We start from the raw sequence: 18451 nt of genomic DNA, 5'->3' as shown, positions 1-18451 counted from the left end.
CGCCGGCACCGGTCTCGTCAGCGTGGTCAGCCCAGCATTCCGGCGGCCGTGCGGGGCGCTGGCGTCAGCGCCTCGCCAACCCGGTCCACCAGCAGAGCCATCTCGTACCCCACCTGGCCGACGTCAGAGCTTCGGGCGGCCAGTACCGCGAACGACGAACCGTCCGAGATCGACATGAGGAAGAGGAAGCCGTTGTCCATCTCAACCACTGTCTGCAGCACCGCACCACCCTCGAAACACCGCGCCGCGCCCTGGGTGAGGCTGACCAGTCCGGAGGCGATGGCCGCGAGCTGGTCCGCACGGTCCCGGGGAAGATCCCGGGACGCCGCCAGGAGCAGACCGTCCGCTGAGACCGCAATCGCGTGAGCGACCCCCGGCACGCGATCGGCGAAGTTGGCCAGCAGCCAACCGAGATCCTGCGTAGTTGTCATCCCTCATGCTCCTTGCCAGCCTGCGAGGATTGCTGCCCTCCCGGGGTCGCCCCCGGGTTGGTCGAGTGGTCGTCCTTGGGCTGAGTACGGCCGCGTTGCACACCACGGTGGTACGCGGACAATAGCCCACGGACCGCTTCCGGTGTGCGACGCTGTACCGAACCTGACGCCTTGTCTACGCCACCTGGTACTAGCTGTGCCATCGGGACCCGCTTGGGCAGGCCCGCCTGGGTCTTTTCGGCCACTTCGACATCAGCCGCAGCGCTTGCCGCGCGCCAGCCGTCGTCTGCGGCGGTCTGCCAGCTGTCCTGCGGACCCTCGCCACCGCCGCCACCGGCCGCAGCCGACCGCGAGGTGGCGGCCACCGGCTCGGGTCGACGCGGCAACGACGAACCGGGCCTGCCAGCCGTGGTCGTCCCGGATTCCGTCGCCGGAGCGGGTGGCTGGGAGGCCTCCACCTTGGCGATCGGCTGGGTGGTGGCGGTCGAGGCCGCACCACCGGACTGCTTGATCATTGCTCCCGCTGCCGCCCGCGCTTCGTCTGCGGTGGGGCGCCGGGTCCGGAACCAAGCCGACTCGAGCTCGCGGAAGATCGGCAGTTCCATGGTCTCGTCGGCGAACTGCTTGGGTGCCGCTGGCGGGGTGATCGTCGGGTGCTGGGCGGTCGCCGCGTTGTCCGGACCTGACCGGGACACCCTCGGCAGTTCGGCGGTCATGTCCAGCGCCGCAGCGAGCTTCTCCGGGACCGGCGGTGCCGGGGTGTCCCGTTGCTCCGCCGCGACCGGCGGCCAGGCCGGTGGTGCCGCGCTGGGCGGCGGCGCGGCCGAGGGTGCCGGAGCAGCCGGTGGCGGTGTCGCCGGTCGTTGCTGGTGCGGCGGCGGCTGCGTCGGGCGTTGGAAGCTGGCCGGCTGCTGGAACGCGGCGGGCTGTGGGGCGGCTGCCGGTGGTGGCGCCGGCGGGGCCGAGAACGGCCGGACCGGGGGTGCGGATACCGGCGGGACGTACGGTTGCCCACTGACCGGTTGGTGGCCGGTCGGCGCGCCGTGGGTCTCCGGCGAGGTGGGGGCCTGACGCGGGATGCCGCTGGTGGGCGCCGCTCCGGTCACCTCGCCGTCGACTGTCCAGTGATCGTTGGATCGGCGCTGTGGCAGCGGACCGGTGCGCTGCTGGCCATTGGCCGGCGGGGCTCCCAGCACGTCGGAGCCGTTGGCGCCGTTCGTGCCGTTGGTCGCTCCGGTCAGGTCCGACCAGGCTGGCATCGGGCGGGCCGGGGCGGCCGGCGGGGTCGCCGGGCCACCACCGTTGATCGGTGCCGGTTCGAACGGTCGTGGCGGGGGGCCGGCCGGTGCCGGTGCCGGTGGCTCGGCCGGTCGGCCGCCGAAGCCACCGCCCGACGGCCCGTTGCCGCCCTCCAACGCAAGGGGTGCGGCGAACGACGGCCGGGCGACGGCGGGCATCTCCTGGCCGCCACCGGAGCCGAACGCGGCCGGGGCGGCGTTGCGGCCGGCGAGGGCCCGCGGAATCAGCACCGAGGTCGGCAGGGTGACGTCGGCGACTGTGCCCCGGTCGGCGGCTGGGCGCAGCTCGACCTTGACACCGTGCCGCTTGGCCAGCCGGGCGACCACGACGAGACCCATCATCCGGGACACTGCCACGTCGACCATCGGCGGGTTGGCCAACCGGTCGTTGAGCTCCCGCAGCTGGTCGGCGCTGACGCCGATACCGCGGTCCTCGACGTAGAGCACGGCACGGTCGCCGACCCGGCGGGCCTCGACCATCACCTGCGAGTCCGGCGGCGAGAAGGCCGTGGCGTTGTCGAACAGCTCGGCGACCAGGTGGACCAGGTCGTTGACGGCGTGCGCGGCGACCTCGATGTCCCGGTCGACCATCCCGAATTCGATCCGGGTGTAGTGCTCGACCTCGGACTGCGCGGCGCGCAGCACGTCGCTCAGTGCCGCCGGCTCACGCTGTACGCGGGTAGAGTCCGCGCCGGCGAGAACCAGCAGGTTCTCGTCGTTGCGCCGCATCCGGGTGGCGAGGTGATCGAGCTGGAAGAGTTCGCCGAGCCGGTCCGGGTCCTCCTCGCCGCGCTCCAACCGGTCCAGGTGGCCGATCAACCGGTCGACCAGGATCTGTGACCGGCGGGCGAGGTTGACGAACATCGTCGACACCGACGAACGCAGTGCGGCCTGTTCGGCGGCGGTCTTGACCGCCTCCAGGTGAACCGCGTTGAACGCTTCGGTCACCTGACCGAACTCGTCCTTGCTGCGGACCGGCAGCGGCTCGGCGATCTGGTTGGCCAGTTGCATCGGCGAGCTCTGCGCGGTGACCTGCGGGTCCCGCAGTCGGGCAACAGCATGCGGGAGACCGTGCTGGGCCACAGCGAGCGCGCCCTGGCGCAGTTCACGCAGCGAACGCGCCATCGCCTGGGCGACCAGAGCAGCGAAGAGGATCGCCAGCAGCAGCACGACGAGCAGCAGGATCGTCTCGATCAACAACTGCTGCTGTACGTCGTCGCGCAGGATGGTGGCCTCGTTGACCACGTCGCTGTCGATCTTCTGCTCGACGGTGCGGATCAGGTCCGCGTGTCCGGTCAGCGCCGCGTCCCAGGCGTCGGCGTCGAACGGCGTGTCACGCATCGACTCTTCGTTCTGGCCCCGGATGAAACCGCCGTAGGTGTCCGCTTCCCGCAGCGCCGGACCGGCCACCGTCTGGTTGTAGAACTCCAGGTCTTCCTGGACGGCGGCGGCCTCGAAGCTCTGCCGGGACTGGGCCTGGCCGGCCCGGGTACTGATGTAGTCGGTTCGCAGTGACGGGGTCAACGCGTTCTGGCTGAACGCCCGCAGCACGACGATCCGCTCACGGGAGAGGAACTCCTTGTTGCGGGCCAGCGAAGCGGCGGCCCGCATGTGGTCGCTCAGCTCGGTGTCGTTGGCCAGCTGGGCGGCCGAGTCGCGGATGTCGAGCAGGTCGCTGAGCAGCACCTCGTAGGCGCGGGCGGCCTCGGTGAGACGGTAGGTGCCGTCGGCGGTGGCGCTGTTGACCACCTGGCTGCGTACCCCGGGCAGGTCGGCGAGGTTCTGGTCGATCCGGGAAAGCAGGTTACGGAAGTTCACCGGCAGGTCGGTCAGCTCCGCGCGGCGCTGCGAGTACGGCGTCCGGGCCTCGTCGACGGTGCCGTGCAGGGCGTTGTACGCATCGAGGTAGCCCTGCCGGCGCTGCTCGTTGCCGGTGCCGAGCAGGAGCACTGCGGCGGCCCGCTCGTTCTGCAGGTCGTGGGCCAGGTCGCCGGAGGCGGCGGCCAAGGTGGCAAGTGTGCGTGCCTGAGACGCGTTCCCAGCGGTCTCCAGGTGCCCGATGAGGCCGTTGGTACCGACCACGATCGTCGCCAGGGTCGGCACGATCATGATCAGACCGAGCTTGGACCAGATCGGCAGATCGTTGAGCCGGCCAACCGGCCGGCGGAGACGCGACAGGAATGAATCTGCCGTCTTCGGCCGCTCGCTCACGTCACCGCCCTCCTCATCGGTGCCGGTTCGTTGCACCGGACACCCCATCGGCCGACCCGGGCGGATCGGACCCCCGAGATTCCATCACGACACCACGCAAAGAGAAAGCCCAGGTGGCTCGTCACTGCGAGTGTGATGCGATGGTTATCCCGACCTGTGACAAATAGCACTTGCCTGATCACGTTAAGTAAACACTTCGGTCCGTGTTGCCGGCTTCGAGGGCAACTGTGCTCTCGGAGCGCGACGAGCATCTTACGCCCACCACGTCGAGCCGCCACCACCGATAGGACCCGCCGGACATGGCCCTCCGCGACCAGCCACCGACCGGGTGGTTGGCTACCGGTGGCCCGAACGGGGGACCACTGTCGGCGGCCGATGGGCCACCGGCGGGTTGGCTACCAGGTCAGCCGATCAGCTTGGCGTACGCAGGCTTGATGACGTCGTCGATGACCGCCAGCCGCTCGTCGAACGGGATGAACGCACTCTTCATCGCGTTCACCGTCAACCACCGCAACTCCGACCACCCCCACCCGAACGCCTCCACCAACAACCACATCTCCCGCGACATCGACGTCCCACTCATCAACCGGTTGTCCGTGTTCACCGTCACCCGGAACCGCAGATCACGCAACAACCCCACCGGATGCTCACCAATCGAACCCACCGCACCCGTCTGCACATTCGACGACGGACACAACTCCAACGGAATCCGCTTGTCCCGCACATACGACGCCAACCGCCCCAACCGCACCCCACCCCCACCCACCTCGATGTCATCCACGATCCGCACCCCATGCCCCAACCGATCCGCACCACACCACTGAATCGCCTGCCAGATCGACGGCAACCCGAACGCCTCACCCGCATGAATCGTGAAATGAAAATTTTCCCGCTGCAAAAACTCGAACGCGTCCAAATGCCGCGTCGGCGGAAAACCCGCCTCCGCACCCGCGATGTCGAACCCCACCACCCCCACATCCCGGTACCGCACCGCCAACTCCGCGATCTCCTGCGACCGCGCCGCATGCCGCATCGCCGTCAACAACGTCCCCACCCGGATCACCCGACCCGCCTCCGCCGCCTCCGCACACCCCGCCGCGAACCCCGCCAACACCGCCTCCACCACCTGACCCAACCCCAACCCCCGCGACAGATGCTGCTCCGGCGCGAACCGCACCTCCGCGTACACCACCCCGTCCGCCGCCAGATCCACCGCACACTCCGCCGCCACCCGGAACAACCCCGCCTCCGTCTGCATCACCGCCACCGTGTGCGCGAACGTCTCCAGATACCGCTCCAACGACCCCGAATCAGCCGCCGACACGAACCACCGACCCAACTCCGACGGATCCGTCACCGGCAGCACATGACCCACCTCGTCCGCCAACTCCACCACCGTCGCCGGCCGCAACCCACCATCCAGATGGTCATGCAGCAACACCTTCGGCGCCCGAACGATCTCCGCCAACGAAACAGCCACCATGGGTGGAGGGTAGTAGGTTCCGACGTCGCGCTCCGGCACGGGACACGGGTATTGCCGATGCCTGCGCGGGTGCCGGTCACCAGCCAGGCAGGATGTCTACGATGCTCACCGACGTACTGCCGTACCTGCGCTGCCCGGTCTGCCGAGCGCCGCTCGCCGCCCGCGACGGCGGCGTCCCCCGCGCGGGCGGCACCAACGGCAACGCCGACGGCGCCGTGCGGGCGCTGCGCTGCCCGGCTGGACACAGCTTCGACGTGGCCCGGCAGGGCTACGTGGACCTGGTGACCGGCCGGGCCCGGCACGCCGGCGACTCCGCCGAGATGGTCGCCGCCCGCGACGAGTTCCTTCGAACCGGACATTTCGACGTTGTCGCCACGGGGCTGGTCGAGGCGGTGGGCAGCCCGGCCCTCGACAACCGAGCCCCCGACAACCGGGTCGCGGGCAAGCCGGCTCCGGACGACCGGGCCGGGCCGATCGTGGTTGATGCCGGCGCCGGGACCGGGGCCTACCTCGCGGCGGTGCTCGACGCGCTGCCCGGCGCCGTCGGACTCGCCCTGGACCTGTCCAAGGCGGCGGTACGCCGGGCCGCCCGCGCCCATCCGTCGGCCGCCGCGGTCCGCTGCGACACCTGGCGACCGTTGCCCGTCGCCGACGCCTGCGCCGACCTGGTGCTGAACGTGTTCGCTCCGCGCAACGGCGGGGAGTTCGCCCGGATCCTGCGCCCGCGCGGCGCGCTGGTCGTGGTCACCCCGCTGCCCGACCATCTCGGCGAGGTGATCGGCCCCCTCGGGTTGCTCCGGGTGGACCCGGCGAAGGACGACCGTACCGGCGCGGCGCTACGGCACCATTTCGACCGGGTCGCGCTGCACGTCCTGCGCCGCCGGCTGCGCCTGTCGCACCGCGACGTCACCGCGCTGGTACGGATGGGGCCGAGCGCCCGGCACACCGACCCGGCCGACCTGGCCTCGGCGATCGCCGCGCTGCCGGAACCGGTCACCGTCTCCGCCGCCGTCCAACTGGCGATCTACCGCTGCCAGCCGGGCAGCTGACCGAGGACCGGTCAGGTCGACAGGTCAACCTCTTCCCAGCCGGGCGGTGCGTCGTGGTACGGGCCCCGGAAGACGACCGCCCATTCCAGGGCCCACCGCCGTTGCCCGATGGCGTTGGCGTCCACCACCCCGGGCAACGGGTCGCCCCGCCGTTCCGCTTCCAGGTAACCCCAGTCCAGGCAGTAGTAGAAGTCGAGCAGTACGGCGGCCTCGGCCGCGTCGCGGGGGGCGACGAGGGTCCGGGAACGCCATTGGGCGAAGGTTTCGCCGGCCGCCAGCTTCGGCAGCAACGCCATCAGTCGGTCGTCGGAGACCGCGACCGGGTCGAGGTGCCGGGTCAGCCCCAGCACCCAGGCCAACGCGAAGATCGCGTCGTGGTGCAGGACGAACGAGCGGTGGTCGCCACGCCCCCCGATGACGAACTGCCACTCCGGCGGGGTGACCAGCTCGACCAGGTGCGAGTTGAGCAGCCAGCTCATCGCCGCCTGCGGCGGCATCCCGAAGCAGCGGGCCAGCACCAGATGCAGGATCGCGGTGCGGGCCTCGATCTCCGGGGTGGGCCGCAGCTCGACCCCGTCACCCGGCTCCCAGACCAGCGGGAAGCCGGCCGGAGGCAACGGTAGGCGGAGCCGACGCAGCTCGTCGAGACTCTCCGCGCGGATGGCCCGGGGGTCAGGAGCGAGTACGGTCACAGGCTTCGTTCCCTGCTAGTCGGCGTCGGCTTCTCTCCTGAACGGACCCCCGGCGAGGCAGGATATCCGCTCTGTGTCACGGGTACCACGACAAGGGGTGTCGGTACGCCGGTCGCGGCGGATCAGGCGATCCGGTCGACGACCAGCTCGGTAGTCGCCGGTGGTGCGTCGGTGAGCTGAACGGGATCCGTCGGGCCGAACCCGCCGGAGAGGGCCGGCAGCACGTCGGCGATCCGGTCGGGGTCGTCGGCGCGCAGCTCGACGAGCGGGTCACCGGCCCGGACCGGCTCCCCCGGCCTGCGGTGCAGGATCACTCCTGCGGCGGCGCTGACCGGATCCTCCTTGCGGGCCCGGCCGGCACCGAGCCGCCAGGCGGCCACCCCGATCGCACGGGCGTCAACCGCGGCGACGTAGCCGTCCCGGTCGGCGCGGACCAGTTCGGCTTCGGCGGCGACCGGCAGCGGGGCGTGCGGATTCCCGCCCTGGGCGGCGATCATCGCCCGCCAGGTGTCCATCGCCCGGCCGTCGCGCAGCGCGGCGGCCGGGTCGGCGTCGGGCAGGCCGGCGGCGTCGAGCATTTCGCGGGCCAGCGCGAGGGTGAGGTCGACGACGTCGGCCGGCCCGCCGCCGGCGAGCACCTCGACCGCTTCGGTCACCTCGACGGCGTTGCCCACCGCCCGGCCCAGCGGGGTGGACATCTCGGTGAGCAGGGCGACCGTGCGGACGCCGTGCGCGGCACCCAGGTCGACCATGGTGCGGGCGAGCTGCCGGGCGTCGGCGACCGACGCCATGAAGGCTCCGCTGCCGACCTTGACGTCGAGGACCAGCGCGCCGGTGCCTTCGGCGATCTTCTTGCTCATGATCGAGCTGGCGATCAGCGGGATTGCTTCGACGGTGCCGGTGACGTCGCGCAACGCGTACAGCTTGCGGTCGGCCGGGGCGAGGCCGTCGCCGGCCGCGCAGATGACCGCGCCGACGTCGCGCAGCTGGTCGACGAAGCGGTCGTTGGTCAGGTCCGCCCGCCAGCCGGGGATCGACTCCAGCTTGTCCAGGGTGCCGCCGGTGTGGCCGAGCCCTCGGCCGGACAGCTGCGGTACGGCGGCGCCGCAGGCGGCGACCAGCGGGGTCAACGGCAGGGTGATCTTGTCGCCGACGCCGCCGGTGGAGTGCTTGTCGACGGTGGGCCGGGCTACGCCGGACAGGTCGAGCCGCTCGCCGCTGGCGATCATGGCGGCCGTCCACCGGGCGATCTCGGCGGTGTCCATGCCGCGCAGCAGGATCGCCATGGCCAGCGCCGACATCTGCTCGTCGGCGATCTCACCCCGGGTGTACGCGGCGATGGTCCAGTCGATCTGGGCGTCGCTGAGCCGGCCGCCGTCGCGTTTGGTGCGGATCACGTCGACTACGCCGGCTATCTTGGTGCTGTAACTAGACAAATCGGTCATACCTTTACGATGGTTCCAGGGTCGCGGGCGACGCCGGAGAGGGCGGGGTAGGAAAATCGGCTGCCGGATGCTCGCGGTGCTGCTGCCGGGTGCTCGCGGTGCTACCGCGCTCGATCAGCTGGTCCAGCGGGTGCTCACCTCGGTCGGCGGGTCGCCTTCGCCGGCCCAGGAGACCCCGCCGTCGGCGTCGACCACCACCACCCGGTGGGTGCGCGCCCGGCCCCAGGCCACCACCGACTCGGCCGACGGCCAGCTCGGCGCCTCCTCCAGGATGCCCGAGCCGGCCGCCTCGCCGGTGGATTCGGACCGTTCCCAGTAGCCGGTCCAGACCAGCTCGCCGCCGGCCGAATCGGGGTGCACGAAGACGGTGCCCCGGCCCCGCCACTTGGCCAGCCGGGCCGGCACCGCGGTGTCCGGTGCCACCACCGGGCGGCCGGCGGCGTCGGCCCGCCCGACGTGCTCGGGGCCGACCCGGTCCCGCTCCGCCGCGCCACGACCGGCACCGCGTCCGGTGCCCCGGCCGACGCCGACGCCCGGGGCGAGCGCGGCGGCCGCGAGGTCCGCCGGGCCGAACGCGTGCGGCAGCAGCTCTGCCACGGTCAACGGCGCAGGCAGCGCTTCGACCTGGCATTCCGGCCCGCCGTGCTCCCACAACAGCTGGCGACAGCGCCCGCACGGCATCAGCGGCTGACCGTCCCCGCCGACGCAGGACAACGCCACCAGCCGGCCACCGCCGGTGCTGTGCAGCGACGAGACGACGCCGCACTCGGCGCAGAGCACCACGCCGTACGCGGCGTTCTCGACGTTGCAGCCGACGACCACCCGGCCGTCGTCGACCAGCCCGGCCGCGCCGACCGGAAAGTTCGAGTACGGCGCGTACGCGTGCCGCATCGCCTCGGTCGCGGCCCGCCGCAGCTCCACCCAGTCGATCTCCACGACTGCCCTCCTCACCTGCACCGGCCACCGCCACCGGCCGGTCGGTCCGGTTCGTTCGACCGGACCTGACCGGCCAGTAGTAAACGGTAACCGGCGTTGATCAGGCTTTGATGTAGGGCTTGCCGTCGGCGGCCGGTGCCCGTACCCGGCCGACCAGTCCGGCGACCGCGAGCAGCGTCGCCAGGTACGGCAGCATCGCCAGGAACTGGCTCGGGATGGCGCTGCTGATCGCCCCCAGGTAGGCACCGAGCTGGTCGGCGAAGCCGAAGAACAGCGACGCCAGCAGCGCCCCGGTGGGACTCCACCGGCCGAAGATCATCGCGGCGAGGGCGATGAAGCCCTTGCCGCCGATCATGTTCTTGGTGAACGAGTAGAGCAGCAGGGTGTACGACCCGCCGCCGATCCCGGCCACCATGCCGGCCAGCAGCACGTTGCGGTAACGCAATCCCAGCACCCGTACGCCGAGGGTGTCCGCCGCGATCGGGTGTTCGCCGATCGACCGGGTCCGCAGCCCCCACCGGGTCCGGAACAGCGCCACATTGATCACCACGACCAGGATCAGCGCCAGGTAGAGGAAGATGCTGCCCCGGAACAGCGCCGGCCCGAGCACCGGGATGTCGGACAGCAGCGGGATCTCCCAGGTGCCGAAGTGCGGCGGCTGGTTGTAGGCCGGCTGGTCGGTCTGCATCAGCCGCTCGTAGAGGAAGCCGGTCAGGCCGATCGCGAACAGGTTCAGCACGATGCCGATGACCACCTGGTCGACCAGGTAGCGGATGGCGAACAGGGCCAGCAGCAGCGAGATGAACGCCCCGCCGAACGCGGCGGCGATCAGCCCGACCCAGACGTTGCCGGACATGGTGCCGATCAGCGCACCGGCGAACGCACCCATCAGCAGCTGTCCTTCGATGGCCACGTTGACCACCCCGGAGCGTTCGCAGAGCACCCCGGCCAGCGAGCCGAAGACCAGCGGCAACGCCAGCAGGAAGGTGCCCCGGACGATGTTGACCATCGGCATGAAGTTCTGCCCGGTCGGCGCGGTGGAGATCTGCCAGCAGAGGAAGCTGACCACGAAGCCGACGATGCCGACGCCGAGCAGCCAGCGGAACCAGCGGGCACCGTACGGGCTGAGCAGCAGCGCACCGGCGGCGAGGGTCGCCAGGCCGAACAGCACCGCGCCCAGGTTGCCGGGGATCCGCAGCGCGGCCCCGCCGGCGGTCTCGCTGAGCGTGAACCGGGCCTGCTGCTCGGCGGCGAGCGAGCCGAAGACGGCGGCCGCGACCACGCCGGCGGCGACCAGGACGGCGCCGCTGATCCGGGTACGGTTCCAGAACCGTTGCACCACCGCCACCGGGGCGTCAGTTGCGATCATGGTGGACAACGCGGTCACCAGCCCTTCGCCATGCTGGTCTGCAACCGGGCGGACCGGGCCGCCCGGAGTTGGAAGATCGCCTTCACCAGGGCGGGGGCGGCGATGAAGATGACGATCAACGCCTGGAGCACGGTGACCAGTTCCAGTGAGATACCGGAACCCGACTGCATCGCGTTGCCACCGGCCCGCAGCGCCCCGAACAGCAGCGCCGCCAGCGCGACACCCCACGGTTTGACCCGGCCGAGCAGGGCGACCAGGATGCCGTCGAAGCCGATCTGGGCCGCGACCAGCGGGGTCAACGCGTTCGCCGTGCTGCCGAGCACCATGTTGGCGCCGCCCAGCCCGGCGAGCCCGCCGGCGACCACCATCAGCAGTACGTAGGTGCCGGTGACGCTGATCCCGGCGGTCCGCGCGGCGTCCGGGTTGGCGCCGACGGCGCGCAGTTCGAAACCGAACGTGGACCGGTTGAGCAGCCACGCGACGGCGGCGGTGACGACGACCGCCAGCAGGATGCCGGCGTGCACCCGCAGCCCGTCGCCGAGCAGCCGGGGCAGCTGGGCGGTGGTGTCCACCGGCCGGCTGATCGCGTCCGGCCGGTCCGGGTTCTGCACCCCGGGCTGCACGATGATCCAGGTGAGGAAGTACAGCGCCACGTAGTTGAGCATGATCGTGGTGATCACCTCGTGGGCGCCGGTGCGGGCCTTGAGGAAACCGGGGAAGAAGCCCCACAGCGCGCCGCCGAGCGCCCCGGCCAGCACCGCGACGACCACGTGCAGCACCAGCGGCAGCGGCAGCAGGAAGCCGGCCAGCGCGGCCACCACGACGCCGATGATCGCCTGCCCCTGGGCGCCGATGTTGAACAGGCCGCCCCGGAAGGCCAACGCCACCGACAGCCCGGTGAAGACCAGCGGCGCGGTGTAGGTCAGCGTCTCGGAGATCGGCCGGAACACCGTCGACCACTCGGCGTCGCCGGCGGCGAAGGACCGCACCGCCGCCGGGTCGATCACCGAGCCCTTGAACAGGTTGGCGTACGCCTCGCTGACCAGGGTCCAGCTGGCGGACAGCGCGTCACCCGGGCGGGCGAAGAAGTAGGTGTAGGTGGCGAGCACCTCCGGGTCGGAGACGATCATCAGTACGCCGCCGATGACGACGGCCAGCAGCAGGGCGAGCACCGTCACGGTGACGGTGTTGGCGGCCCACAGGTTGTGCAGGAAGCGCTGGCCGAGGGAGTCACCGGCTTCGGCGGGCGGCTTGTCCGGCGAACCGGCCGACGAGCCGTTGTCGCTGCTCATTGCGTCCCTTCTTGCTCGGTCCCGCCGGTGACCCCGGCCATCAGCAGGCCGATCTGTTCCCGTGGGGTGTCCGGTCCGACCACGGCGATGATCCGGCCGCGGTACATCACCGCGATTCGGTCGGCCAGCCCGATCACCTCGTCCAGTTCGCTGGAGACGACCAGGACGCCGGTGCCGGCGTCGCGTTCGTCGACGATCCGGCCGTGGATGAACTCGATGGAGCCGACGTCGACGCCCCGGGTCGGCTGGGCGGCGATGAACAGCTTCAGCGGCCGGCTCAGCTCCCGGGCCACGATCACCTTCTGCTGGTTGCCGCCGGACAGGGTGCCGACCGCCGCCTGTCCCGACGACGTACGGATGTCGAACTGGGCGATCCGCTCGGTCGCGGAGGCGGCGATGGCCGCCGGCCGCAGCGCCAGGCCGGAGCCGAACGGCGGCTGGTCGTACAGGTCGAGCACCAGGTTCTCGGCGACGGTGAATTCCTTGACGACGCCGTCGACGCTGCGGTCCTCCGGCACGTAGCCGACCCCGGCGCGCAGCACCCGTTTGGTGCTCCAGCCGTCGATGCGTTCGCCGTTGAGGGTGACCGTGCCGGCCGCCGCCGGCAGCAGACCCATGATCGCCTCAACGAGTTCAGTCTGGCCGTTGCCCTGCACTCCGGCGATGCCGAGCACCTCGCCGGCCCGTACGGTCAGGTCGACCCCGTCGACCACCCGCACGCCGCGCTCGTCGGCGACGACCAGGCCGGCCACCTCGAGCACCGGGCCGCCCGGCTGCGCCGGGGACTTGTCCACGGTCAGGCTGACGCTGCGGCCGACCATCAGCGCGGCCAGTTCGTCGCGGCTGGCGGTCGGCTCGGCGGTGGCGACCGTACGGCCCCGCCGGATCACCGTGATCCGGTCGGCGATCGCCTTCACCTCGCCGAGCTTGTGGGTGATGAAGACGATCGACTTGCCGGCCGCCTTCAGCGACCGCATGACGGTGAGCAGGTCCTCGGTCTCCTGTGGGGTGAGCACGGCGGTCGGCTCGTCGAGGATCAGCAGGTCGACGTCGCGGGTCAGCGCCTTGACGATCTCCACCCGCTGCTGGATGCCGACCGGCAGGTCCTCGATAACCGCGTCCGGCTCGACCGCCAGGCCGTACCGGTTCGAGACGTCGGCCACCTCGGCGCGGGCCCGGCGCTGGTCGAGGAAGCCGAGCAGCCCGCCCCGGGTGCGTTCGGCACCGAGCATGACGTTCTCCGCCACGGTGAGCACCGGCACCAGCATGAAGTGCTGGTGCACCATGCCGATGCCGGCGGTGATGGCGTCCCGTGGGCTGCGGATCTTGATCGGGGTGCCGTCCACCAGGATCTCGCCCTCGTCCGGCTGCAGCAGCCCGTAGAGGACGTTCATCAGGGTCGACTTGCCGGCGCCGTTCTCGCCCAGCAGGGCGTGGATCTCGCCGGGCTCGACGGTCAGGTCGATGTGGTCGTTGGCGACCAGGTCGCCGAAGCGTTTGGTGATGCCGCGCAGTTCGAGTCTCAGCGGAGCCTCCCGGGGAGACTCCGGGCCACCGGCGGGTGCCCGGAGGGGTCGATGGCTGAGGCCGCCCCTGTCACCGGGGTCTGTGGACCCCGGTGACAGGGGCGGGGTGTCGCTCGCGGGGCGTGCCGGGGCAGCCCCGGCACGCCGGCCGCCGGCTACTCCGGCTGCGCGTCGGAGGTGACCTCGATGGTGCCGGCGATGATGTCCGCCTTGAGCTGCTCGACCTCGGCCTTCAGCTCGTCGGAGACGCGGTCGTCGAACTCGTTGTACGGGGCCAGCGAGACGCCGTTGTTCTCCAGGTTCCCCAGGTAGCCCGGGTCGGCGGCGAGCTCGTCGCCGTTCGCGCCGGCCAGCACGGCCTGCTTCACCGCGTCCGGGATGTTCTTGACCACGGTGGTCAGGAAGGTGTCGCAGTACTGCTCGGCGCTCTGGCAGCCGTCGACGTCGACCCAGATGACGCTGTACGCGCCACCGGCGGCCTGCGCGGCGGCGGCGGTGCCGAGCCCGGCGCCACCGGCGACCGGCATGATCACATCGGCGCCCTGGGCGACCAGGCTGTCGCCGACCTTCTTGCCCTCGTCCTGCTTGACGAAGTCGTTGGTGAACGAGCCGTTCTGGGTCGCCTTGTCCCAGCCGAGCACCTGCACGTCGGCGCTCTTGACCTCGTTGTAGTGGGCGACGCCGTCGACGAAGCCGTCCATGAAGATGGTCACCGGCGGGATCGGCAGGCCGCCGTAGGTGCCGACGATGCCGCTCTCGGAGAACCCGGCCGCCAGGTAGCCGGCGAGGAACGCGGCCTGGGCGGTGTCGAACTGCATCGGGTAGACGTTGGCCAGGTCGGTCGTGGCGTCGACGATGCCGAACTGCTGGTCCGGGTTGGCCTCGGCGACCGCGATGGTGGCGTCGCGCATCAGGCCGCCGACGGCGAGGATGAAGTCGCAGTCCCCGGTGACGTAGCCGGTCAGGTTCGGCTCGTAGTCGGCCTCGGCGCTGGAGGCGACGTAGTCGCCGTCGACCGCGTCGTTCTCGCTCTGCGCCGCCTCGATCCCGGCCCAGGCCGAGGCGTTGAAGGACCGGTCGTCGATGCCGCCGACGTCGGTCACCATGCACGCCTTGTACGCCTCGGTGGGCTCGCCACCGGTGCCGTCCGTGCCTTCGTTATCGGGTGCCTCGCCGCACGCGGCAGCGGTGAGCGCCAGCCCACCCGCCGCGATCATCGAGACGATCCGCATCCCACGCGTAGCGCGCAAGACGGTCTCCTTCCATTGCACACCGCAGACTGTCGCGGCATCGCGTCCCCACCCGGCCGGTCGGACCGGACGTACTTTGGACGGGAGCGTACGCGCGGTCCCGTCCACCGGCCGACAATCGTGCACGACTGTTGAGCCGCCGTTACCCTCGCGTAACTCTCCCGCGCGGGAGATCACCCGCGGATCCGCAGGGTCGCTCCCGCCGCCGACCCTATAAGGGGCGGCAGCGGGTCGTCGGCGGTTCACCCGGTCGTGACCGGGGCAGGTGACGGCACGGTCGGTCGCGGTACGGTGGCGTGGCGTCAGCGCCAGAAGACGGCGACGGCGGCGTTGACCAACGTCAGCACGATGATCGCCAGGAAATGCCCCTTGTTGACCGATTCGCGCTTACGGGAGAAGAAGACCATCGCCAGGATGGCGAGCCCGAGCACCAGTTTGGTAACGAGTTTCGCCGGGGCCGGCTCGGCGCCGTCCCGCAACGGCGCGGACAGCCCGATGCCGGTGACGACCTGGATCACCGCGCCCCAGAGCATCGCCGGGTTGATCCGGATGCGACCGCTGAACCACTGGGCGACAGCCCCACCGAGTAGCAACGCGAACCCGATCAGGTGGGCGTAGAGCAGTACGAGTCTGAGAGCTTCCACTTGCTCATCCTCGCGCACCGTGCCGTTCCCGGCCGCCCCCGGGTCCGGCACGTCCTACCCAATCAGAGCAGCGGGCAGCTGTCGATGTACTCGGAGAAGGCGCGGTCGTCGGCCGGCGGCGGGCAGAGGAACTGCTCGTACCGCAGGTCGTCGTCGACGAACCGCTTCAACCAGGCGACACTGGACGAGGCGATCGTGGCATTCGGGATGTTGGGCGCGAAGTGGCTGGCACCCCGCAGTTCCAGATACGCCGACTCGAGGTCGTCCGGGAAGCTCGCGTGGAACCGTTCCGAGTGGCGCCGTACCGAAGCGATGCCGTCCCGCTCTGCGCCGATGATCATCGTCGGCACCTGCAGGTCGGACCAGTTCTTGGTGAGGTTCCACGGGGTCAACGGGATGGCTGCCCGCAGTTCCGGCCGGGCGTCCGCCGCTTCCAGAGCTCCTCCCCCACCCATCGAGTGTCCGATAACTGCCAACCGGTCGGCATCAACCCGGTCCTGCACCGGACTGTCCTGAGTGAGGAAGTCCAGCGCGGCCAGCATCTGCCGGCCCCGACTGGCCGGCTGGTCGGTCGTCGTGTTCGTGTCGATGTTGAACACCACGAAGCCCTGCGACGCCAGCCTCGGCGCCAGCCACGCCATCGACGACTGCCGGGCGGTGAAACCGGGCGCGATCACCACCCCGCCGAAGGTGCCCTCCGTGGTCGACGTCGGGAAGAAGATGGTCCCACCCCCGAAGCCCGAGGCCTGGGAACGACGTACCACCGTCTCGTCGATGTCGAACGGACCGTTGGCCGCCGTGATGCTGGCCGCCGACGGCGCCGGTCCCCGCTCGAACGGGCTCTCCGCCGCCTGCGCGGTCGGCGCCAGTACGACGCCGGCGGAGATCGCCGCCGCCGCCGCGCCGCCCACGAAGAGGTTCCGCAGCCGGAGCCAGCCCGGCCGGTTGCGCGGGCGGCGCCGCCGCCCGCGCGGCGACCGGTAGGCCGCCGTCGATGCTGTCTGTCCTGTCACGATCCTGCTGCCCTTCCTCGTCGCCACAGGGGTGTTTACGCAGGTCAATAGGGTTGTCCTGCACCTGTCGCAACTCGGGGTACGGCGGTCGGACACCGGCGGATCATGGGATTGGCCGAACGTCTGAACACCTCGGTACGGACAGCCAGGTACCGCTGCTGTCCTGGTGATCGGAGGTGGTCCCGCTCCCTCTCAGCACGCTCACAGCGTGCCTGCACCATCATCGCCACATGCGAGCGGTGATGTTCGACGCGTACGGCCCGCCCGACGTACTCACCCAGGTCGACCTGCCGACCCCCGTGCCCCGTGGCGACCAGGTGCTGGTCCGGGTGCACGCCACCACTGTGACGTCCGCCGAGTGCGGGATGCGCAGGGGCGAACCCCGCTGGGGCCGGGCAATCATCGGCGTACGGCGTCCACGCAAGGGGATCCGGGTGCTCGGGCTGGAGTTCGCCGGCGAGGTCACCGCGACCGGGCCGGCGACCAGCCGGTTCCGGGTCGGCGACCGGGTCTTCGGCTTCACCGGCTTCGGTGTCGGGGCGAACGCCGAGTACAAGTGCCTGCCGGAGCGGGCGTCGATGACGACGATGCCGGCGAACGTGACGTATCCGCAGGCGGCTGCGACCGTCGACGGCTTCACCACCGCCTGGCACTTCCTGCACGACCTGGCCGACCTGCGTCCCGGTCAGAAGGTGCTGGTCGTCGGCGCCTCCGGCAGCATCGGCACGTACGCCGTCCAGCTCGCGAAGCACCTCGGCGCCGAGGTGCACGGCGTGTGCAGCGGCCGCAACGCCGAACTGGTCCGCTCGCTCGGCGCACACCGGGTGTTCGACTACACCGCCGAGGACTTCACCGCCAGCGGCGAACGCTACGACGTGGTCTTCGACACCGTAGGTCGCAGCTCATTCGCCCGGTGCCGGCCGGTGCTGAACCGGCGCGGCCGCTACCTGCCGACGACCGGGCTGATGACGAACAGCCTGCTGGCTGCCGGCACGGCCGTCACCGGCGGCCGGCGGGTCCGGACCGGGATGTCGGTACGCAAGCACGCCGCCCTGGCCGCGCTGCGGGACCTGCTCGGCGACGGCCGGCTCCGGGTCGTCATCGACCGCAGCTACCCGTTGGCCGAGATCGTCGAGGCCCACCGGTACGTCGACAGCGGGCACAAGGTCGGCAACGTCGTGATCACCGTCGCGGACAGCGATGCCCCGGCTACCTAGTTGCGGAGACAGGCGATCACGCTAATCTCCGCTTGAAGCAGCTCGTCGAGAAGCGTTTCCTGCGACAGCTCGTCCCACGCCACCGCATCAGGACCATCGAGCACCGGCGCGGCCTACCTGCCCGCCCATTCCCGGGCATTTGCCGCGCGTAGCAGGGTCGGTGCCGAGTCGGCTCCGATCCGCGGGTGGATCGCCCTGAGGTAGCCGGCCTGCCCGGTCAGGGCCTTCCGGAGGCTGGTCAGCGTGTGCGCGGACTGCGGGACCTGGTTACGTGGGCCGAGTTCCGCGGCCGCGACGAGATCCGGCAGGTCGGCGACCAGGGTCTTGGCGCCGACGTCCATCGCGACCTGGGTCAGCACGAGCTTGTCGGCCGGGTCGAGCATGACGGCGTACCGGGCCACCGGCGAGGTGAACGTGACAGTCTGCGGGACGACATCGTCGTACACCGGTCCGACCAGCCCGAACTCGTCGCCGAGGAAGCTGAACGCGGTTCCCGCTTCCTCGGCGAACGCCTTCTGGACGGTGACGAACCCCTTACCGGCCACCGCACGTCCACCTTCCACCCCGGTCACCCCGACCGGGACCGTCTCCTACG

General features: G+C 70.9%; 15 protein-coding genes. 2 read left to right on the top strand and 13 right to left on the bottom strand.

The window, feature by feature from the left end; translation table 11 throughout:
- Positions 1 to 26: 26 nt before the first annotated feature.
- The 3 genes from O7610_RS27320 to O7610_RS27310 form a co-directional block, all read right to left on the bottom strand.
- Positions 27 to 431: a roadblock/LC7 domain-containing protein gene (locus tag O7610_RS27320; protein WP_278171351.1), complete on the bottom strand. Its 405-nt coding sequence runs from the start codon at positions 429 to 431 to the stop codon at positions 27 to 29.
- Positions 428 to 3940: a sensor histidine kinase gene (locus O7610_RS27315; protein ID WP_289212170.1), complete on the bottom strand. Its 3513-nt coding sequence runs from the start codon at positions 3938 to 3940 to the stop codon at positions 428 to 430. Before O7610_RS27315 ends, O7610_RS27320 begins: the two co-directional genes overlap by 4 nt.
- Before the next feature lie 403 nt (positions 3941 to 4343).
- The gene (locus O7610_RS27310) at positions 4344 to 5423 is read right to left on the bottom strand and encodes an adenosine deaminase (protein ID WP_278171353.1); all 1080 of its coding nucleotides are present in this window, start codon (positions 5421 to 5423) and stop codon (positions 4344 to 4346) included.
- 101 nt (positions 5424 to 5524) lie between these two features.
- On the opposite strand from O7610_RS27310, the gene O7610_RS27305 reads away from it, so the two are divergent.
- Positions 5525 to 6472, top strand: coding sequence for a putative RNA methyltransferase (locus O7610_RS27305; protein ID WP_281553225.1), 948 nt, complete (start codon positions 5525 to 5527; stop codon positions 6470 to 6472).
- 11 nt (positions 6473 to 6483) lie between these two features.
- Here O7610_RS27305 and O7610_RS27300 read toward each other — a convergent pair whose 3' ends face one another.
- The 9 genes from O7610_RS27300 to O7610_RS27260 form a co-directional block, all read right to left on the bottom strand.
- Entirely contained in the window at positions 6484 to 7164 is a 681-nt protein-coding gene (locus tag O7610_RS27300) for a DUF4272 domain-containing protein (protein ID WP_123605494.1), read from the bottom strand.
- Positions 7165 to 7286: 122 nt separating this feature from the next.
- Positions 7287 to 8609, bottom strand: coding sequence for a thymidine phosphorylase (locus O7610_RS27295; protein ID WP_289212169.1), 1323 nt, complete (start codon positions 8607 to 8609; stop codon positions 7287 to 7289).
- A gap of 114 nt (positions 8610 to 8723) precedes the next feature.
- Entirely contained in the window at positions 8724 to 9545 is an 822-nt protein-coding gene (locus tag O7610_RS27290; protein WP_289212168.1) for a cytidine deaminase, read from the bottom strand.
- 100 nt (positions 9546 to 9645) lie between these two features.
- Positions 9646 to 10923 (bottom strand): ABC transporter permease, encoded by a 1278-nt coding sequence (locus O7610_RS27285; protein WP_475054834.1) that lies wholly within the window; start codon positions 10921 to 10923, stop codon positions 9646 to 9648.
- Between the two features lie 5 nt (positions 10924 to 10928).
- Complete coding sequence (locus O7610_RS27280) at positions 10929 to 12206, bottom strand: ABC transporter permease (RefSeq protein ID WP_289212167.1); 1278 nt, start codon at positions 12204 to 12206, stop codon at positions 10929 to 10931.
- Positions 12203 to 13672, bottom strand: a complete 1470-nt coding sequence (locus O7610_RS27275) for an ABC transporter ATP-binding protein (protein ID WP_353850399.1) — start codon at positions 13670 to 13672, stop codon at positions 12203 to 12205. Before O7610_RS27275 ends, O7610_RS27280 begins: the two co-directional genes overlap by 4 nt.
- Positions 13673 to 13887: 215 nt before the next feature.
- Positions 13888 to 14964 carry a BMP family lipoprotein gene (locus O7610_RS27270; RefSeq protein ID WP_281555427.1) on the bottom strand — a complete coding sequence of 359 codons (1077 nt, stop codon included), beginning with the start codon at positions 14962 to 14964 and terminating at the stop codon, positions 13888 to 13890.
- 320 nt (positions 14965 to 15284) lie between these two features.
- Positions 15285 to 15626: a hypothetical protein gene (locus O7610_RS27265; RefSeq protein ID WP_281553222.1), complete on the bottom strand. Its 342-nt coding sequence runs from the start codon at positions 15624 to 15626 to the stop codon at positions 15285 to 15287.
- Between the two features lie 62 nt (positions 15627 to 15688).
- Positions 15689 to 16639, bottom strand: coding sequence for an alpha/beta hydrolase family protein (locus tag O7610_RS27260; RefSeq protein WP_502959061.1), 951 nt, complete (start codon positions 16637 to 16639; stop codon positions 15689 to 15691).
- Positions 16640 to 16869: 230 nt separating this feature from the next.
- Between O7610_RS27260 and O7610_RS27255 the strand changes: the two genes are divergently transcribed.
- A complete protein-coding gene (locus tag O7610_RS27255) occupies positions 16870 to 17856 on the top strand; it encodes an NAD(P)-dependent alcohol dehydrogenase (RefSeq protein WP_289212166.1) in 987 nt (328 codons plus the stop codon).
- Between the two features lie 113 nt (positions 17857 to 17969).
- Here the strand turns inward: O7610_RS27255 and O7610_RS27250 are convergent, their stop codons facing one another.
- On the bottom strand, positions 17970 to 18419 hold the full coding sequence (locus O7610_RS27250) for a hypothetical protein (RefSeq protein ID WP_289212165.1): 450 nt from the start codon (positions 18417 to 18419) through the stop codon (positions 17970 to 17972).
- Positions 18420 to 18451: the final 32 nt, after the last annotated feature.

Source organism: Solwaraspora sp. WMMA2065, from assembly GCF_030345075.1.
Taxonomy (GTDB): domain Bacteria; phylum Actinomycetota; class Actinomycetes; order Mycobacteriales; family Micromonosporaceae; genus Micromonospora_E.
Note: the sequence above shows the minus strand (reverse complement) of the source record. Positions and strands in the feature narration are given on the sequence as shown.

Excerpts from the sequence above, each read along its gene's own strand:
- O7610_RS27280 (WP_289212167.1), bottom strand. The coding sequence starts at position 12,206 with ATGAGCAGCGACAACGGCTCGTCGGCCGGTTCGCCGGACAAGCCGCCC.
- O7610_RS27305 (WP_281553225.1), top strand. The coding sequence starts at position 5,525 with ATGCTCACCGACGTACTGCCGTACCTGCGCTGCCCGGTCTGCCGAGCG.
- O7610_RS27320 (WP_278171351.1), bottom strand. The coding sequence starts at position 431 with ATGACAACTACGCAGGATCTCGGTTGGCTGCTGGCCAACTTCGCCGAT.
- O7610_RS27295 (WP_289212169.1), bottom strand. The coding sequence starts at position 8,609 with ATGACCGATTTGTCTAGTTACAGCACCAAGATAGCCGGCGTAGTCGAC.
- O7610_RS27255 (WP_289212166.1), top strand. The coding sequence starts at position 16,870 with ATGCGAGCGGTGATGTTCGACGCGTACGGCCCGCCCGACGTACTCACC.
- O7610_RS27310 (WP_278171353.1), bottom strand. The coding sequence starts at position 5,423 with ATGGTGGCTGTTTCGTTGGCGGAGATCGTTCGGGCGCCGAAGGTGTTG.
- O7610_RS27270 (WP_281555427.1), bottom strand. The coding sequence starts at position 14,964 with ATGCGGATCGTCTCGATGATCGCGGCGGGTGGGCTGGCGCTCACCGCT.